The sequence below is a fragment of the Acidovorax delafieldii genome (assembly GCF_007993815.1).
Taxonomy (GTDB): domain Bacteria; phylum Pseudomonadota; class Gammaproteobacteria; order Burkholderiales; family Burkholderiaceae_C; genus Acidovorax; species Acidovorax delafieldii.
The window spans coordinates 184,333-201,189 of record NZ_VJWE01000015.1 but is presented as its reverse complement, the minus strand read 5'-3'; the positions used below and the strand labels follow the sequence as shown (position 1 = coordinate 201,189).

13 protein-coding genes are annotated in these 16,857 nt (G+C 64.5%); 1 reads left to right on the top strand and 12 read right to left on the bottom strand.

Features of this window, described 5'->3' with window-relative positions:
- Nucleotides 1–2 precede the first annotated feature (2 nt).
- The 5 genes from ATF69_RS16810 to ATF69_RS16790 form a co-directional block, all read right to left on the bottom strand.
- Nucleotides 3–1,298: a dihydroorotase gene (locus ATF69_RS16810; RefSeq protein ID WP_146871686.1), complete on the bottom strand. Its 1,296-nt coding sequence runs from the start codon at nt 1,296–1,298 to the stop codon at nt 3–5.
- A 79-nt stretch (nt 1,299–1,377) separates the two neighbouring features.
- Complete coding sequence (locus ATF69_RS16805) at nt 1,378–2,340, bottom strand: aspartate carbamoyltransferase catalytic subunit (protein WP_056066217.1); 963 nt, start codon at nt 2,338–2,340, stop codon at nt 1,378–1,380.
- Between the two features lie 12 nt (nt 2,341–2,352).
- Nucleotides 2,353–2,877 carry a bifunctional pyr operon transcriptional regulator/uracil phosphoribosyltransferase PyrR gene (gene pyrR / locus ATF69_RS16800; RefSeq protein ID WP_060987636.1) on the bottom strand — a complete coding sequence of 175 codons (525 nt, stop codon included), beginning with the start codon at nt 2,875–2,877 and terminating at the stop codon, nt 2,353–2,355.
- Entirely contained in the window at nt 2,874–3,305 is a 432-nt protein-coding gene (ruvX, locus tag ATF69_RS16795) for a Holliday junction resolvase RuvX (protein ID WP_015015582.1), read from the bottom strand. The genes pyrR and ruvX overlap by 4 nt, the downstream gene beginning before the upstream one ends.
- Nucleotides 3,302–3,901, bottom strand: coding sequence for a YqgE/AlgH family protein (locus tag ATF69_RS16790; protein WP_015015583.1), 600 nt, complete (start codon nt 3,899–3,901; stop codon nt 3,302–3,304). The genes ruvX and ATF69_RS16790 overlap by 4 nt, the downstream gene beginning before the upstream one ends.
- 21 nt (nt 3,902–3,922) lie before the next feature.
- Here ATF69_RS16790 and ATF69_RS16785 point away from each other — a divergent pair, with 21 nt between their 5' ends.
- Nucleotides 3,923–5,407, top strand: a complete 1,485-nt coding sequence (locus ATF69_RS16785) for a cryptochrome/photolyase family protein (protein WP_167514370.1) — start codon at nt 3,923–3,925, stop codon at nt 5,405–5,407.
- Between the two features lie 39 nt (nt 5,408–5,446).
- On the opposite strand, the gene ATF69_RS16780 is transcribed toward ATF69_RS16785, so the two are convergent.
- From ATF69_RS16780 to ATF69_RS16750, 7 genes are all read right to left on the bottom strand, one after another.
- Nucleotides 5,447–6,619 carry a PilT/PilU family type 4a pilus ATPase gene (locus tag ATF69_RS16780; protein WP_146871684.1) on the bottom strand — a complete coding sequence of 391 codons (1,173 nt, stop codon included), beginning with the start codon at nt 6,617–6,619 and terminating at the stop codon, nt 5,447–5,449.
- 111 nt (nt 6,620–6,730) lie between these two features.
- Nucleotides 6,731–12,967: an Hpt domain-containing protein gene (locus ATF69_RS16775; RefSeq protein ID WP_146871683.1), complete on the bottom strand. Its 6,237-nt coding sequence runs from the start codon at nt 12,965–12,967 to the stop codon at nt 6,731–6,733.
- Nucleotides 12,968–13,018: 51 nt separating this feature from the next.
- Nucleotides 13,019–15,307 carry a methyl-accepting chemotaxis protein gene (locus ATF69_RS16770; RefSeq protein ID WP_056746880.1) on the bottom strand — a complete coding sequence of 763 codons (2,289 nt, stop codon included), beginning with the start codon at nt 15,305–15,307 and terminating at the stop codon, nt 13,019–13,021.
- 21 nt (nt 15,308–15,328) lie between these two features.
- Nucleotides 15,329–15,856, bottom strand: coding sequence for a chemotaxis protein CheW (locus ATF69_RS16765; protein ID WP_056066233.1), 528 nt, complete (start codon nt 15,854–15,856; stop codon nt 15,329–15,331).
- A gap of 15 nt (nt 15,857–15,871) precedes the next feature.
- Nucleotides 15,872–16,237, bottom strand: coding sequence for a response regulator (locus ATF69_RS16760; protein WP_005796104.1), 366 nt, complete (start codon nt 16,235–16,237; stop codon nt 15,872–15,874).
- Nucleotides 16,237–16,635 (bottom strand): response regulator, encoded by a 399-nt coding sequence (locus tag ATF69_RS16755; protein WP_005796099.1) that lies wholly within the window; start codon nt 16,633–16,635, stop codon nt 16,237–16,239. Before ATF69_RS16755 ends, ATF69_RS16760 begins: the two co-directional genes overlap by 1 nt.
- Nucleotides 16,636–16,694: 59 nt before the next feature.
- Nucleotides 16,695–16,847, bottom strand: coding sequence for a rubredoxin (locus tag ATF69_RS16750; RefSeq protein WP_165836572.1), 153 nt, complete (start codon nt 16,845–16,847; stop codon nt 16,695–16,697).
- Nucleotides 16,848–16,857 lie beyond the last annotated feature (10 nt).

Here is a 16,857-nt window from a genome sequence, read left to right as displayed (position 1 = left end):
TCTCAGCTGCGGTCAAAAGCGACCTGTCCGCCGACCAGGGTCATGCGCACGCGGCCGGGCAGCTCGTAGCCCGAGAACGGCGTGTGTTTGCCTTGGCTGGCGAGCGCGTCGTCCTGCACCGTCCACGCTGACTGCGGGTCGAAGATGCAGAGGTCGCCCACGCCGCCTTCCACGATCTGGCCGACGCTGGCCTGCAAGGTACCCAGCGCGTTGCCCAGCACGCGTGCGGGCTCTGCCGTGACCACTGCCAGCGCGCGCTGTAAAGGCACGCCGCTGTCTTGCGACCATTTAAGCGCCAGCGACAGCAGCAGCTCCAGCCCCGTGGCGCCGGGCTCGGCTTCGGCAAACGGCAGCGTCTTGGCGTCTTCATCCACCGGGGTGTGGTCGGACACCAGCGCATCGATGGTGCCGTCGAGCAGCGCCGCGCTGAGGGCATCGCGGTCGCGCTGCTGGCGCAGCGGCGGCGTCAGGCGCGCGCGGCTGTCAAAGAAGCCGATGTCGTTTTCGGTGAGGTGCAGCGAGTTGATGCTGACATCGGCCGTGACCTTCAGGCCATCGGCCTTGGCGCGGCGTACCAGCTCCACGCCCGCAGCGCTGCTCAGGCGGCACAGGTGCACGCGCGCGCCGGTGGTCTTGAGCAGTTCAAAAATGGTGTGCAGCGCAATGGTCTCTGCCGCCACGGGCACGCCCGACAGGCCCAGGCGCGTGGCCAGCGCACCGCTGGCGGCCACGCCCTTGCCCAGGTGCATCTCTTGGGGGCGCAGCCACACGGTGTAGCCGAAGGTGGCTGCGTACTGCAGCGCGCGCTGCAGCACCTGGGTGCTGGCCAGCGGCACCTCGGCCTGGCCAAAGCCCACGCAGCCGGATTCGGTCAGCTCGGCCATCTCGGTCAGCACCTCGCCAGCGAGGTTGCGCGTGAGCGCGCCCAGCGGGAACAGGCGCGACTGGTGCAGCTTCTCGGCGCGGAACTTGAGCATCTCCACCAGGCCGGGTTCGTCAAGCACCGGGTCGGTATCGGGTGGGCACACCAGGCTGGTGACGCCACCGGCCATGGCCGCAGCCATCTCGGATTCGAGCATGCCTTCGTGCTCGTGGCCGGGCTCGCGCAGGCGCGCGGCCAGGTCCACCAGGCCGGGCAACACGATGCAGCCAGCAGCGTTGATGGTGCGATTGGGCGCAAAGTCAGGAGGCACACGGTTGACCCCCACGATGCGGCCTGCCGCCAGCGCGATGTCGCAGGTCTGGTCAAGGCCCGAGGCGGGGTCGATCACACGGCCGTTCTGGATCAGTATCTTCATGATTTCAAGCCAAATAGGCTGCCAGCGCTTGATTGATAAGCACGAGCAGCTATGAAAACAGGAGTATTCATCCTCAAGGTCACGCCTCGTTCCCAGCGACGATGGACATGACAGCCATGCGTACCGCGATGCCGAAGGTCACCTGCGGCAGGATCACGCTCTGCTTGCCATCGACCACGGCGGAGTCGATCTCCACGCCACGGTTGATGGGGCCGGGGTGCATGACGATGGCGTCGGGCTTGGCCAGTTGCAGCTTTTCCTGCGTGAGGCCGAAGCTCTTGAAATACTCCTGGCTGGACGGCAGCAGCGCACCGCTCATGCGCTCGTTCTGCAGGCGCAGCATGATGACCACGTCGGCATCCTTGATGCCTTCTTCGAGCGTGTGGCACACCCGCACGCCCATTTGCGCCATGTCCGACGGCACCAGGGTGCGCGGACCCACCACACGCACTTCGGCGCAGCCCAAGGTGGTCAGGCCGTGGATGTCCGAGCGCGCCACGCGCGAGTGCAGCACGTCGCCCACGATGGCCACGGTGAGGTTGCTGAAGTCCTTTTTGTAGTGGCGGATGGTGTACATGTCCAGCAGCCCCTGCGTGGGGTGGGCATGCCGTCCGTCGCCGGCGTTGATCACGTGCACATGCGGCGCCACGTGCTGCGCGATGAGGTACGGTGCGCCGGACTCGCTGTGCCGCACCACGAACAGGTCGGCGGCCATCGCGCTCAGGTTGGCGATGGTGTCGAGCAGCGACTCGCCCTTGCTGGCCGAGCTGCGCGCGATGTCCAGGTTGATCACGTCGGCCGACAGGCGCTTGGCCGCGATCTCGAACGTGGTGCGCGTACGCGTGCTGTTCTCGAAGAACAGGTTGAACACGCTCTTGCCGCGCAAGAGGGGCACCTTCTTGACTTCGCGGTCGTTGACGCTGACGAAGTTGGCGGCCGTGTCGAGGATGTGCGTGACGATGTCGCGCGGCAGGCCCTCGATGGACAGCAGGTGGATGAGTTCGCCGTTGCCGTTGAGTTGGGGATTGCGCTTGTGCAGCACGGTCAGGCCTCTTTAGTCTTTGTCTTGGACTTGGAATTGGAAGGTGCCGCTGTCGCCACGCGCCAGGGCCAGCGAATGGGCGACCGGCAGGGCCACCCGGGCAGCAGCAAAGTCGGCCTGCACGGGCAGCTCGCGCCCGCCACGGTCCACCAGCACAGCCAGGCGCACGCTGGCGGGGCGGCCATAGTCGAACAGCTCGTTGAGCACGGCGCGGATGGTGCGGCCGGTGTAGAGCACGTCGTCGAGCACCAACACGTCGGCGCCGTTCACGTCAAACGGCAGCGCGGTCTGCGCACTGGCCGACAAGCCACGCTGGGCGAAGTCGTCACGGTGCATCACCGATGACAACACACCGGCCGGGCCTTCCAGGCCCAGGTCTTTTTGCAGGCGCTCGGCCAGCCAGGCGCCACCGGAGGCGATGCCCGCCAGGCGCGTGGTGGGGGTCAACATGCTGCGCACACCGCGCAGCAGCTCGCGGTACAGCGCCTCGGCATCAAGCACCAGGCTGCCGGACATTCCGGGGGATGGGGTGGTCATGGGAGATTCCTCAAAAACTGTTCCAGGATGATGCAGGCCGAGGCCGCGTCGGCATCCTTGGCACCACCTGCAATGGCTTCGGTGGTGCTGTAGCGCTCGTCCACCTCGAACACCTGCAAGCCAAAGCGCCCGCGCAACTGGCGCCCGAACTTGAGAGCACGCGCGGTGTTTTCGTGGGCCGCGCCGTCGGGGTGGTAGGGCACACCGATCACCAGCGCATCGGGCTGCCATTCCTTGATGCGCTCGGCCACCTGGGCAAAACGGGCGTCGCCCTCGGCCTGGATGGTGCGCTGGGGTGTGGCGCTCTTGAGCATGCGGTTGCCCGAGGCCACGCCCGTGCGCTTGAGCCCAAAGTCAAAAGCAAGAAAGGTCTGGAAATGCGCAGGAACGGCTGGCGGCTGGATGGACTGAGCGGGCGCGCCAGTCATGCGTGCCCCGCCTCGGGCGACAGCATCCAGGCCTGCAGGCCTAGAAGCGACAGGGCCCGGTCGTACCGCTCGGGCACGGGCGTGTCGAAGATCACCGACAGATCGGCGGCCACCGTGAGCCAGGCGTTCTCGGCAAGCTCAGACTCCAACTGCCCCTCGCCCCAGGACGAATACCCCAGCGTGATGAGCACGCGGCGGGGACCTGCGCCAGTGGAAAGGGCTTCGAGCACGTCCTTGGAGGTGGTCATCTCCAGGCCACCGGGGATGGTCATGGTGGAGGCGTAGGCCGACTCGTCGGTTTCCCCCTTGTCCATGAGCATGGGTTCGTGCAGCACAAATCCGCGCTCGGTCTGCACCGGGCCGCCCTGAAAAACGGGCTCTTTGGTGAGGTCCTCGCGGCGCAGCGACAGGTCCACCTTGTCAAACAGGCCCTTGAGGGTGATATCGGTGGGCTTGTTGATGATGAGGCCGAGCGCACCGCGTTCGCTGTGCTCACACAGATAGACGACGCTGCGCGCAAAAGACTCATCTTCCAGGCCGGGCATCGCGATCAGGAAGTGATGCGTCAGGTTGATGGGCGCAGAATCGAAAGACATCCCGCAATTTTAACGGTGAACATGCCCCCCTCCCCCGAGCCCACTTACTCCCGTGGCCTGGTCTGGTTCCGCCGCGATCTGCGTGCCCACGACCAGGCGGCCCTGTACCACGCGCTGACGCGCTGCGAGCAGGTGTTCTGCGCTTTTGTCTTTGACAAGGACATTCTCGATGCCCTGCCCCGCGCCGACCGGCGGGTGGAGTTCATCCGCGAGTCGCTGGTGGAGCTGGACGACAGCTTGCGCGCGCTGTCGCCTCAGGGGCGGGGAGGCCTCATCGTGTGGCACGCGGTGGCCAGCGATGCCATTCCGGCACTGGCCGACGCCCTGGACGTGCAGGCGGTCTTTGCGAACCACGATGACGAACCCCAGGCGCTGGACCGCGACCGCCTGGTGCGCACGCGCCTGGCGGCTGCAGGCAAGGCCTTCCACACGTTCAAGGACCATACCCTGCTCGAGCGCAGCGAAGTGCTGACGCAAACCGGCAACCCGTACAGCGTGTTCACACCGTACAAGAATGCATGGCTCAAGAAGATCGATGTGTTCCAGCTCAAGAGCTATCCGGTGGAGCGCCACGCCCACCATCTGGCCGCACGACCGGAAGCCTATTGCCAGCCGGTGCCCACTTTGCAGGACCTCGGGTTTGAGCCCACAGCGCTGTCCCAGCTGCGCCTGCCCACCGGCGCCCAGGGCGCACAGCAGTTATTCGACGATTTTCTCGGCCGCATCGAGCGGTATGAGGACACGCGCAACTTTCCGGCGGTGAAAGGGCCCAGCTACCTGAGCGTGCACCTGCGTTTTGGCACCATCTCGCCGCGCTTGCTGGCACGCACGGCGCACCGCCTGATGCTGGAGGGCAACCCGGGCGCCACGACCTGGCTCAGCGAACTGATCTGGCGGGACTTCTACTTCCAGATCCTGCACCACCACCCGCATGTGGTGGGCCAGAGCTTCAAACCGGCCTACGATGCCATCGCCTGGGAGACTGGCCCCGGGGCCGACGCCCTGTTTGCCGCCTGGTGCGAGGGCCGCACCGGCTACCCGCTGGTGGATGCCGCCATGGCGCAGATCAACCAGACGGGCTACATGCACAACCGCCTGCGCATGGTGGTGGCAAGCTTTCTGGTGAAAGACCTGGGCATCGACTGGCGCCGCGGCGAGGCCTACTTTGCCACGCACCTCAATGACTTCGACCTGGCCGCCAACAACGGTGGCTGGCAGTGGGCCAGCTCCAGCGGGTGTGATGCCCAGCCCTATTTCCGCATCTTCAACCCGGTCAGCCAGAGCGAGAAGTTCGACCCGGAAGGCAAGTTCATCCGCCGTTACCTACCCCAGCTTGCAGCGCTCCCCACCAAGGCACTCCACGCCCCCTGGCTGGCGCGCCCGCTGGAGTTGCAGGAAGCGGGCGTGCGCCTGGGAGACACCTATCCCTTACCCGTGGTGGAGCACGATGCCGCACGGCAACGCACGTTGGAGCGGTATGCCGTGGTGAAGACGGCTGCAGGGTGACAACACACGGACCCACAGACTCAAGCAGGTCGCCGAGGGCTAGCGATGCGCGGTGGGCGGCGGGTCGTCCGGCGGGGGTTCCTCCGGCGCCATCTGCATGCTCTCACCGCCCAGCGAGGCACCGGCGGCCAGCCGCAGTCGCAAACGCACATCGGTGCGGTTGTCGGCGTTAGCGATGGCTTCTTCGGGCGAAATCGTGCCCGCCTCCACCATGCCCAGCAGTGACTGATCAAAACTCCACATGCCCTGCTCACCACTGCGGGTGATGGCGGTCTTGAGTTCGTCGATCTGCCCCTTCTGGATCAGCTCGGCGACATAGGGCGTGAGCAGCATGATCTCGGTGGCGGGCACCAAGTGGCCCGCAAGGCCCGGCACCAGGCGTTGCGCCACCACCGCCCGCAGGTTGAGGGACAGGTCCATGAGCAGCTGGCGGTGCGCATCCTCGGGGAAAAAATTCACGATGCGCTGCACCGCCTGGTTGGCATTGTTGGCGTGCAGGGTGGACACACACAGATGGCCGGACTCTGCGTAGTGCAGCGCGTGCTGCATGGTGGCCCGGTCGCGGATCTCGCCAATCATGATCACGTTGGGCGCCTCGCGCATGGCACGGCGCAGCGCCTCGTCATACGACAGGGTGTCGAGACCCACCTCGCGCTGCGTCACCAGGGATTTTTTGTGGCTGTGCAGGTATTCGATGGGGTCTTCTACCGTGAGGATGTGCCCGCCAGTGTGCGTGTTGCGATGGTCCAGCAATGCGGCCAGCGTGGTGGTCTTGCCCGAACCTGCGGAGCCCACCGTCAGGACCAACCCCCCTTTGAGAAACGCCAGCCGCTGGAGCACGGGCGGCAACCCCAGTTCTTCCAGCGTCGGGATCCGCGCTATCACATGGCGGATCACCATGCCGACCTGCCCGCGCTGCATGTGCACGTTCACGCGAAAGCGCTCCCCGTCGACGGTCTGCAGCGAGAGGTCGCACTCCATCGTCGTCTCGAACTCCTTGCGCTGGGCCTCGCGCAAGATGGAATAGGCCATCTGCCGCACATCGTCGGCCGCCAGGACTTGCTGTGTGATGGGGACAAAGGCACCCTGCCGCTTGATCGTGGGCGCAGCGCCTGCCAGCAAAAACAGGTCCGAAGCCCGCTCGCGCGCTACCAGGGCCAGGCAGGCCAGCAGCCGGGGATCGGGGGAAGGGGATGGTGCCAGCGGGTCCATCACGGAGACTCGGTCCGCCCTGTCCATGCACAGGACACCACAAGGCAAGGCAACAAGAGAGCACTCCCGACCCAGGCTGACTCGCAGGGTCGGGAGTGGGCCAGCATGATGTCAGGCCTCGGCCGCCGCAGCGATGCGGGCGTAGTGCTGGATCAGGCTCAGCAGCTCTTCGTCCGAATACGGCTTGCCCAGGTAGTGGTTCACCCCCAGCTCCATCGCGTGCTCGCGGTGCTTTTCAGCAATCCGCGAGGTGATCATGATGATGGGCAGATCACGCAAGGCACCGTCTGCACGGATGTTGCGCGCTAGATCGAAGCCGTCCATGCGCGGCATTTCGATGTCGGACAGAACCACCGTCGGGCGTTCTTCCTGCAGACGCTCCAGCGCCTGCAGGCCATCGGCCGCCAGAGCCACACGGTAGCCTTCGCGCTGCAGCAGACGCTGCGTCACGCGGCGCACGGTGATGGAATCGTCCACCACCAGCACCAGCGGCACCTGGCTCGGTCCCGACAACTGCTGAGACACGACGGCCTTACCCGTGCCGCCTGCGGCGGGGGTGTCGGGCGCTGGTGCCATGTCGGCACTGGCCGCACGCACCTGGTCGCCATACACCGTGGCCAAGGCCACCGGGTTATAGATGAGCACCACGGCACCCGATGCCAGCACGGACATGCCCGCCAGACCCGGCAGACGGGACAACTGCGGCCCCAGGTTCTTCACCACCACTTCCTGGTTGCCCAGCACTTCGTCCACGTGCATCGCAACACGCTGGGCAGCGCTTCGGAAGATCACCACCGGGCGGGTCTTGCCCGCCGGCTCGGTGCTGCGGCTGGACGACTGCAGCAGGGCTCCCGACCAGAAGAACGGAATTTTCTCCATGCCGTCGTCAAACACGCCGGTACGGTAAGCCTCTGCCAAGTCAGGGGCCGAGGTGCGGCGGACAATCTCGACCACGTTGGCCGGAACGCCGATCGCCAAATCACCCGAGCGCAGCATCACCACCTGCGTCACTGCGGTGGTCAACGGCAGCACCATGCGGAATGCCGCACCCCTGCCCGCCTCGGTGGAGGTTTCGATGCGGCCGCCCAGCGCATTGATCTCAGCACGCACCACGTCCATGCCGATGCCCCGCCCTGCCAGACCAGTCACTTCGGAGGCCGTCGAGAAGCCTGGCATGAAGATCAGGTTGGCCGCATCCGCATCGCTCAGCTCCACGCCGGGCTCCACGATGCCCTGTGACACGGCCTTTTCGCGAATGCGCGGCAGGTTCAGACCCGCTCCGTCATCGCGGAACTCGACCGATACGTCATTGCCTTCGTGGTGCAGATCCACCGTGATGGTGCCCGACGACGGCTTGCCGGCCGCCGTGCGCACTTCAGGCTCTTCAATGCCGTGGGCCACGCAATTGCGCAACAAATGTTCGAAGGCGGGCGTCATGCGGTCCAGCACGCCACGGTCCATTTCGATGGAGCCGCCGGTGATGTCCAGCTTGATCTGCTTGCCGGTTTCCTTCGAGGCCTGGCGCACCACCGCGTACAAGCGCTCGGCAATCCCCTCGAACTCCACCATACGTGTGCGCAGCAGATCGCGTTGCAGCTCACGCGCCTGGCGACCTTGGGCAATCAAGTCATCTTCAGCGCCTTCCATGGCGCGTTGCAGATTACGCTGCACCGTGGCCACGTCGTTGACCGACTCGGCCATCATGCGGGTCAACTCCTGCACCCGTGTGAAGCGGTCGAACTCCAGCGGATCGAAGCCCGCAGCAGAGTCCTTGGACAGCGCCAGGCGCGACTGCATCTGGGATTCGGCCTGCACCTCGATGTCGCGCAACTGCTGGCGCAAGCGGTCCAGATTGCCCGACAGATCGGTGAGTGAGCTGCGGAACTGGCCCAGGCGCGCGTCCAGACGCGAACGGCTGATCATCACCTCGCCCGCCTGGTTAACCAGGCGGTCCAGCAGCTGTGCACGCACGCGCACCGACTGGTTGGCTGCCACCCGCAGGGGCGCCAGCTGGGACGGTCCGGGCAGGCGTACGGCCGGAGCCGTTATCGCCAGAGGCTTGGCAGAAGATGCTGCCGCCGAGGGGACGGAGGCTTCGGCCCCATCCGCCACATTGGCACGCAAGGCCGGTGTGGCTTCGACCGGCAGAGTAACCACTGTGTCGGAAGGCCCCTGACCAATGGCACGCAGGGCCTCGAAGTTGGCTTGCAGTCCATCGAAACTGCCTTGCAACGGCTCGATCTGGTCGGCCGTGACGGTTTCTGCGTCCAGCTGCTCGATCGCAGATTCCAGCCGGTGGGCCATTTCGCCCAGGCGCATCGCCCCGGCCAGTCGCGAACTGCCCTTGAGCGTGTGCAGGGCTCGCAATACTTCGCTGCGGGCGCTGAGGTTGTCGGGGCGCGACGCCCATTGGCGCAACGCACCACCAAGCTGGGGCAGCAACTCGGCCGCCTCTTCCTCGAAGATGGGGAACAGGTCGGGGTCGATGACGTCGATCGCATCGATGTCATCGTCCGCGTCCGGGATCGAGGCAATGGCGTGCGCAATGGCATCGTCAATGTGCTGGTCGTGGTCGTGGATGACTGCAGACAGCGCAGGCGCCACATGGCCCACCACGGGGGCAGGCACAGCCGATGCAACAGCCTCAGGCTCTGCATCCACCACAGGCACCTCCACCACCGGCTCAGGTGCCAACTCGGCCGCAGCAATTTCGGACGCTTCCTGCTCTGCGGCGTCGAGGTAGGCCTGCGCATCTTCCTCGGGTGGAGACTGGGTGCTGACCACCTCGGTTTCCAGAATCTGGCGCAGCTGGGCCAGCACTTCCGGGCTGGGCTCTTTGAGGAACCCGGCAGCAAACTGGTGCAACAGGCGACGGATGTCTTCCGCTGCTGCCATGAACGCCGCCGCCTGCTCCTCGGTGCCACCCGACTGCAGCTGCACATGCTGCAGCGTGTGCTCCAGCACGCGGGCCATTTCGGACAGCGCGGTGAAGCCCACCGTGGCCGAACTGCCGGCGAGCGAGTGCGACAGGGCCACGGCCGTGTCAGGCAGTGGCTCATGCAGCTCCAGCGCCCATTCCTGCAAACAGGTCACCAAGCGACGAGACCATTCATCGGCCTCATTCAGGTACACGTTGTACAGCGGGATACCGATGCGCAGCGTGTCGATGACCTTCACCGCATCGTCGCTGCCGCCTTCTTCCTGCGGCAGGGCATCGAGCAGATGCGCCACTTCTTGCGCGGGCTCCACTTCAGCGATCAGGTCGTCTGGCGACGCTTCGGAACCGGCCACAGCCACGTCCTCGGGGCCAGGTGCAAGCAGTTCGGCAGCCTCGGCCGACTCGGCCTCCAGCAGCTTCTCCAGCTCAGCCACGTCCAGGGCTTCCAACCCATCCGAAGGAATGGGGGCCTCTATATCCACCACGTTTTGCGGTTCGGCGGCATCGAGCACCAGGTCTTCTGGCAGCAATAGTTCGTCGCCCAGGGCGCCTGCGGGCGCTTGCAGCGGCGCATCGACAGCTTCTGCGTGATCCACTGCAGGCACAGGCGCTTCCGCAGACACAGGTTCCAGGTCAGGCAGCTCCAGGTCGAGGACAAAGTCCACGCTGGACGGATCGACCACAGGTGCAGGTTCGTGGGCAGACTCGTTCAAAGCTGCAGTGAACACCGAGAAGTCGATCTCCTCGGCCACTTCCGGGGCACCGTTGGCACTCTCGACGGGCTGTTCGGGCACATGTTCGGAGATCTCGGTAGCCTGGAAATCCGGCACCGTCAGTTCTTCGCTGAGCACTTCGGCGGAGAGGGCATCCACCGGCTCTGGCGCGGCCTCGGCAAGCTCCGGTACGGCCTGTGGGGCTGTAGGTTCGGACGCCATACCGCCACCCGACGGCATCGCCAGCGGTACCAGCGTGCCATCCAGGCGCATGGCGTCTGCCGACCGCCGGAAGGACTCAGGGTCCCAGCCCGTCGCGCGGCCTGCGGCGATGTCGTCTGCCCAGCTGCTGAAAGCATGCAGTGCGTCGGTGGACAACTGCAACAAGCTCGGCTGCATGGGCTTTTGTTCGGCCAGCCAGACGTTGAGCACCTGCTCCATCGACCAGGCTGCTTCGCCAAAGTCGTTCAGCCCCACCATGCGCGAGCTGCCCTTGAGCGTATGGAACGCACGGCGCAGTGTGGTCTGCTCGCTCAGGTCACCAGGTTCGCCCCGCAGCTGCTCAATGGCAGCCAGGCCGTTGACCACCACTTCGCGTGCCTCTTCGAGGAACACGTCGAGCAATTCATCTTCGACATCGGGCACTGGAGCGGGCGCAGCCGCCGGAGAAGCTGCTTCCAGCGGTACGGGCGCGGCAACGGCGGGAACGTCAAAGGAGATATCCGGGGCCAGGCCTGCGGGCTCTGCCGCCACGCTGGCATCGGCTGCGGGGGCCGACTCAAAATCAGGGAACGGTGCAAAGTCCGTGGGCTCGCTGACAGGCTCCTGCACCGGAAAGCGGGGAATCACGTCTGGCACCAAGGTGGCAGAACGCTCTTCCAGCTTGGCAGGCGCTTCTTCCACAGCATCAGAGGCGCGCGCACGGGTTTTACCCATGAGGATGCGCAGTTCGCCCAGTTCTTCGTCGTACACAAAGAGCTTGCGCGCCATGGTGCGCTGATAGCTCAGCATGTCGATCAGGAAACCCAATGCGCCCAGGCTGTTGCCCAGCTTTTCAAACGCGCTTTGGCGTTCTTCTTCGGGCACCTCGTTGATCAGCAGACGCTCCACCGTGTCGCGCATGCGGACCACCGCCAGTGATGCCTGATCCAGCCCCAGCACCGACAGCACGCCGCGCATCTGCGCAAGATGCCCTGGCACGGTCGCCAGCACACCAGTGTCCTTCGGGTTGCGGAAAAACTGGTCCATGGCCTTTTCAGCCTCGCCCAGGGTCACCCGGAGCTCATCGACCACGCTGCCCATGGTCTGGTTGTCGCTGACCCGGCGGTACAGCTCTTCCATCCATTGTTCAAGGGGTTCGGGTTCGGCACCCGCCGTGACCGCATCCAGACGCTCTGCAAGACGGCTGGCGCGGGCTTCCATCTGTTCGTCTGCCGTGTCCAGCTCTTCAAAAGCTGCCTGCAGGTACAGCACGGAGGTAGCCACTTCCATCGCCAATGCGGGCGACGGGGGTTCGCCCGACCGGGTGGTTGAATCCAGGGCACGCGTCAGCGCCTGCGCCAGGTTCTCACTGCCCGGATGGAGCTTGCGCAGCGAATCACACACCAGGCTGAACTGGTCTGCCGCTGGCTTGAGTTTGTTGCGGTCGCCACCCGCCAGGGCAGACCAGGTTTCCGTGGCCGACGCAATGCGCTTGCGCGCCTGCGTCAACACCGCCGGGTCAAAACGTCCGAAGCGGGCAGTCTCGTAGTCCACCGGCTTGAAGCGGTCCAGCGCAAAGGCCTGACGGACAGCACGCAATGAGGGCGCTGCGTCCTCTGCCAGATCGGCTACCTTGGCCTGCGAGCAGAAGAACAGCAGGTCCTGCACCAGCCGGTCGGCGATCGTCGGATCGCCCTTGGCCAACGTGGCGTACTGCATGAGCACACGGGATGCCACGCGCTTGACGTACACATCTGGCGGCAAAAGGCCAGAGCCAAACGCATCGAAGAAACCCGCGCAAATTTTCCAGAACGCACGCGCCTGCCGATCTGTTTGTGCGGCCACAAAGCCCAGGCAGGTGTCGCGCAGGCTCAGGGCGGCCTTCAGGTCCCCCGACTTGACGATGCGCAGCACAGCTGCATCCAGCCGCGCCCGCGCCTCGGGACCGTAGGGCAGAGGTGGGCGCGACACCGCACCTTCGGGTTCACGGAAACGGCGCTCTACCGGCCACAAGTCAGCGGGATGAACACGGTCAGCGCCTGCCAATGCCTGGGCATCGCGGTACTGCGGAAACAGGGCCACGGGCGATACGGCTTTGCCCGCCAGCACGGTTTCCAGATATTCGATCAGCGCAAAGCTGGCGCGCTCGATCACGGCGGCAGCGTCATCGCTGCAGGTTTCGGGGCGCTGAACAAACTTCTGCACCGCCGATTCCATGGACCGCAACACCAGCGCCGGAGGACCCATGCCCACCATTTCCAGCGCACCACAGGCTTGGTGCAGTTGCTGGCGCGCAATGCGCAGGGGGCCAGCGTCCAGCGCCGCCAGATCGGACTCGCGTGCTACCTCGGCATCACGCACAAAGCGCCGCATCGCCTTGACAGCACCGTCCAGCGATTTGCGCAGCTCGTCAAGCACCCAAGCCAAAGGACCCAGGTCCTGATCTCCCTGGGTCCCGTCGGCGGCCGGTGCATTGTTGACATCAATAGATGACATGGATTCGTCCCCGGCTGCAATGAGCCAGCTGGTTGATGACTAACTGCTGCGTCAGGCGATCTTGAAACGTGCCACCGATTGGCGCAGTTCCTCGGCCATGTGCGAGAGCTCGCGCACCTGTTGCGCTGTGGTGCGGGTACCTTCACCCGTCTGCTCGGTCACCGCAAAAATGTGCTGGATGTTGTCGGCCACTTCGTTGGCCAGAACAGCTTCCCGGGAAGTCGAAGACGAAATCTGCTCAATCAGTTCGGCCAAACGGCGCGACACGCGGTCAATCTCGGTCAGCGCAGTACCAGCGCTGTCGGACAGGCGTGCCCCTTCCACCACACCCTGCGTGGAGCGCTCCATAGCAGCCACGGCATCCTGGGTATCGGTTTGAATGGCTTTCACCAGGGCAGAAATCTGGCGCGTCGCATCGGCCGAACGTTCAGCCAGACGCTGCACTTCTTCCGCCACCACCGAGAAGCCGCGACCGGCTTCACCGGCGGATGCAGCCTGGATGGCAGCGTTCAGAGCCAGCACGTTCGTCTGTTCGGTAATGTCAGAAATCAGCTCGGTGATTTCACCGATCTCCTGCGACGATTCACCCAGGCGCTTGATCCGCTTGGAGGTGTCCTGGATCTGGTCACGGATGGAGTTCATACCGCCGATAGCGTTCTGCACGGCCTGCAGACCCGAGTCCGCGGCTTGCAGCGACTGACGGGCCACCGTGGCGGACTCTTGCGCTTGTGTAGACACCTCGTTAATGCGGGTCGCCATGTCCAGAACGGAGCGGCCGGTTTCGCGGATTTCACGCAGCTGCTCGGTCGATGCCGCCAGCAGTTCGGTCGAGGTGTTGTCCACCTGGGCAGTCGTCTGCGCCACGCGAGTCGCCGTGTTCTGCACGCTGCCCACCAGTTGACGCAGCTCTTCCACCGTGTAGTTCACCGAGTCGGCAATGGCGCCGGTGATGTCTTCCGTCACGGTGGCTTCTTGCGTCAGGTCACCTTCAGCGACCGACTGCAGTTCGTTCATCAAACGCAAAATGGCGGCCTGGTTGGCGTCGTTGACGCGCTTGGCTTCCTGCTCCTGGCGCTTGGCGTCGCGTTGCTGATTTTCAGCAGCTGCCTGACGGCCACGGCTGTCCAGCAGCTGGACGCGCGAAATGCCGATACCGCACAGCAGCACGAACAAGCCTGCCAGCGCCAGAGCGGCGAACTGGCCGGCGCCCAGACCGGTCTGGGCGGACAGCTTGCTCTGCAGACCTTCCAGCTGGCGGCGCAGTGGCTCGCTGTCGGCAATGATGGCGGACTGCGCTTCGCGGGCAGACACCAGACCTTGCAGGTTGCCCAGAATCGCGCTGGCCTGGGTCCGGGTCTGTTCGTACAGCTTGATCAGCGCTTCCAGTTGTTCGCGGGTCTGCGCGTCCTTGGTGGCCGAAAGGCGCAGCTCGGGGCTGCCTTCCAGCAGGCCCTGCGCGATTTCCTTGAAGGAGTTCAAGTCCTTGCCCAACAGGAACACGGCCTCAGGGCTCACGCCTTCCATCGTCTGGAACTCGTTGGCCGACTTGCCGATACGCTGGGTCAACATCACCAGCTGGCCTGCGGCGGAGATTTCGGCAGCGGGCGCATTTTGTTGCAGCTTGAGCGAGGAGACCGTTTCAGCGATTTCCAGCAGGTCGGACGACTGGCGGTTGATGGTGCGCAGAGCGTCACCCACCTGCGTCAGGATCTTTTGCTGACCCATCACCACGCTGGCGTTGCGCTCGGCGCGCTCCATCAGGGGGTTGACGGCGTCCAGATCGGGCTTGAAGGGTTCACCCAGCGACTGCACACCCAGCTCGTTGTCACCGGCATTCAGGGCGCGCACGTTGCGGGCCAGCACGCCAGAGCTTTCCACCACGTCCGGGAAGGCCTGTGGGCTACCCACCAGCGCCTGCGACACCGACTTGGCAAGACGTTGCGACTGCATCAGCGACTGACCGGTAGCGGCCAATTGCTGTGCGGAACGGTCGGCCTGCTGCAGCACCCAACCGGCGATCAGCGCCAGCACCACCACACCCACGGCCAGCAAGGCCAGCAGTCGGCGCTGATGGCCGGCAGCGGTCGAGCGGCCCAGCAGGGGCAGGCTGATGAGGTCTTCTTCGGCCTCGGGCGCGGTCAACTCGGGCGTGTAGCCGTCGGGATCGCCCTGGACGCTGTTCATGGCTTCGGCCTGGTAGGAGTCGCGCAGTTGCGAACCATCCAGAGCCCCCGTGGCCAGGAGATCCTGCCCATCGTCGGTCGCGCCGGTGGCTGCGCCTGTGTCAGGCGTGGCGGGTTTCCGGTTGAACAGTTTTCCAAATTGATTGACGACGGACATGGTGCAGCCTTACAGAAAAACTCAAGCACTGATGCTCAGGAAAGCGGGATGTTGGGACAGGATCTGCAAGTTCAGCTCCTGCCAGCGTGTGCCACTGGAATCGATATAGGTGGTGCCGAAGAAGCTGGGTGAATCCTCGGCGGGCGGCTCGGACGACACAAACGCATCCGTGCCGCGCAGACCGGCGAGGCGGTCCACCAGCAAGGCAGCATTAACGTCGAGCGCCGCATTGAATGCCAGCAGGCTGGCCTCGGACAGGGCTTGCTCGGTGCGTGCTGCGGTGGACCCCAGCAACCCGGCCAGATCCACCACCCCCACCAAGCCGCCGCGCAGGTTGGCCACCCCCAGAAACCAGCTCTGGGTGTAAGGCACGGCCTGCACCGATACCCAAGGGAAGATTTCCCCGGACTGCCCCAGGGGCAGCAAATAGAAATTCCCGGCGGACTCTACAGCCAGCCAGGAGGACACGGACGTACCTTCGGACCTTGCAGCCTGCAAGCGGCTGGCAAGTCGGGTCTGGAGCTCCCGTAGGGCTTCGCGGTTTGCCATGAGCGCGCCGCTGCCTCAGTTCAGAGCGTCAATTTTGGCCTGCAGCTCTGCGGGATCCACCGGCTTGGTGATGTAGCCGCGCGCACCCTGGCGCATACCCCAGACACGGTCGGTTTCCTGGTTCTTGCTGGTGCACATGATGATGGGCACATCAGCGTAAAGGGGGTCACGGGTAATGGCACGCGTGAGCTGAAACCCGTTTTGGCCTGGCATCACCACATCCATCAGGATGAGGTCAGGCTTTTCTTCGGCCAGACGACGAAACGCCTCTTCGGCATTTTCTGCGGTACGGACTTGCATGCCTTTTTTCTGAAGCAGGTCCGTCAAAAACATCAACTCGGTCTTCGAGTCGTCGACGACCAATACTTTCTGAATGGGCATTACATGGCTCCTTGTTGGGAATTGCCAAACTGCTGCACTGCCTGCAACAGCTGGTCTTTGGTAAACGGCTTGGTGAGATATTCCTGGCAGCCGACCATGCGCCCACGCGCCTTGTCGAACACGCCGTCCTTGGAGGACAGCATCACCACCGGGGTATCTGCGAAACGGGCGTTGCGCTTGATGATGGCGCAGGTCTGGTACCCGTCGAGCTTGGGCATGAGGATGTCGCAGAAAATCAGCTGAGGCTGGTAATCGTTGACTTTGGCCAAAGCATCAAAGCCGTCGTCGGCCAACAAGACTTCGTGCCCCCCCTGCTTGAGAAAAATCTCGGCGCTTCGACGGATGGTGTTGCTGTCATCCACCACGAGCACTTTGAAAGATGCGCCTGTTGTAGTCAATTGTCACTGCTCCCGATGGAGAAAATAAACAACGCAGCAGCGATTGGTGCTGGAGCGCCTCAGATCTGGACCATCTCGAAATCTTCCTTGCGGGCACCACATTCTGGGCAGGTCCAGTTCATCGGGACCTGATCCCAGGGGGTGTTGGGTGGAATGCCGTGTTCGGGAGACCCCTCAGCCTCGTCATAAATCCAGCCGCAAATCAAACACATCCAAGTTTTA

Bases quoted from the DNA above. Each gene is read 5' to 3' on its own strand.
- ATF69_RS16810 (WP_146871686.1), bottom strand. From the start codon at position 1,298: ATGAAGATACTGATCCAGAACGGCCGTGTGATCGACCCCGCCTCGGGC.
- pyrR (WP_060987636.1), bottom strand. From the start codon at position 2,877: ATGACCACCCCATCCCCCGGAATGTCCGGCAGCCTGGTGCTTGATGCC.
- ruvX (WP_015015582.1), bottom strand. From the start codon at position 3,305: ATGACTGGCGCGCCCGCTCAGTCCATCCAGCCGCCAGCCGTTCCTGCG.
- ATF69_RS16790 (WP_015015583.1), bottom strand. From the start codon at position 3,901: ATGTCTTTCGATTCTGCGCCCATCAACCTGACGCATCACTTCCTGATC.
- ATF69_RS16785 (WP_167514370.1), top strand. From the start codon at position 3,923: ATGCCCCCCTCCCCCGAGCCCACTTACTCCCGTGGCCTGGTCTGGTTC.
- ATF69_RS16780 (WP_146871684.1), bottom strand. From the start codon at position 6,619: ATGGACCCGCTGGCACCATCCCCTTCCCCCGATCCCCGGCTGCTGGCC.
- ATF69_RS16775 (WP_146871683.1), bottom strand. From the start codon at position 12,967: ATGTCATCTATTGATGTCAACAATGCACCGGCCGCCGACGGGACCCAG.
- ATF69_RS16770 (WP_056746880.1), bottom strand. From the start codon at position 15,307: ATGTCCGTCGTCAATCAATTTGGAAAACTGTTCAACCGGAAACCCGCC.
- ATF69_RS16765 (WP_056066233.1), bottom strand. From the start codon at position 15,856: ATGGCAAACCGCGAAGCCCTACGGGAGCTCCAGACCCGACTTGCCAGC.
- ATF69_RS16760 (WP_005796104.1), bottom strand. From the start codon at position 16,237: ATGCCCATTCAGAAAGTATTGGTCGTCGACGACTCGAAGACCGAGTTG.
- ATF69_RS16750 (WP_165836572.1), bottom strand. From the start codon at position 16,847: ATGTGTTTGATTTGCGGCTGGATTTATGACGAGGCTGAGGGGTCTCCC.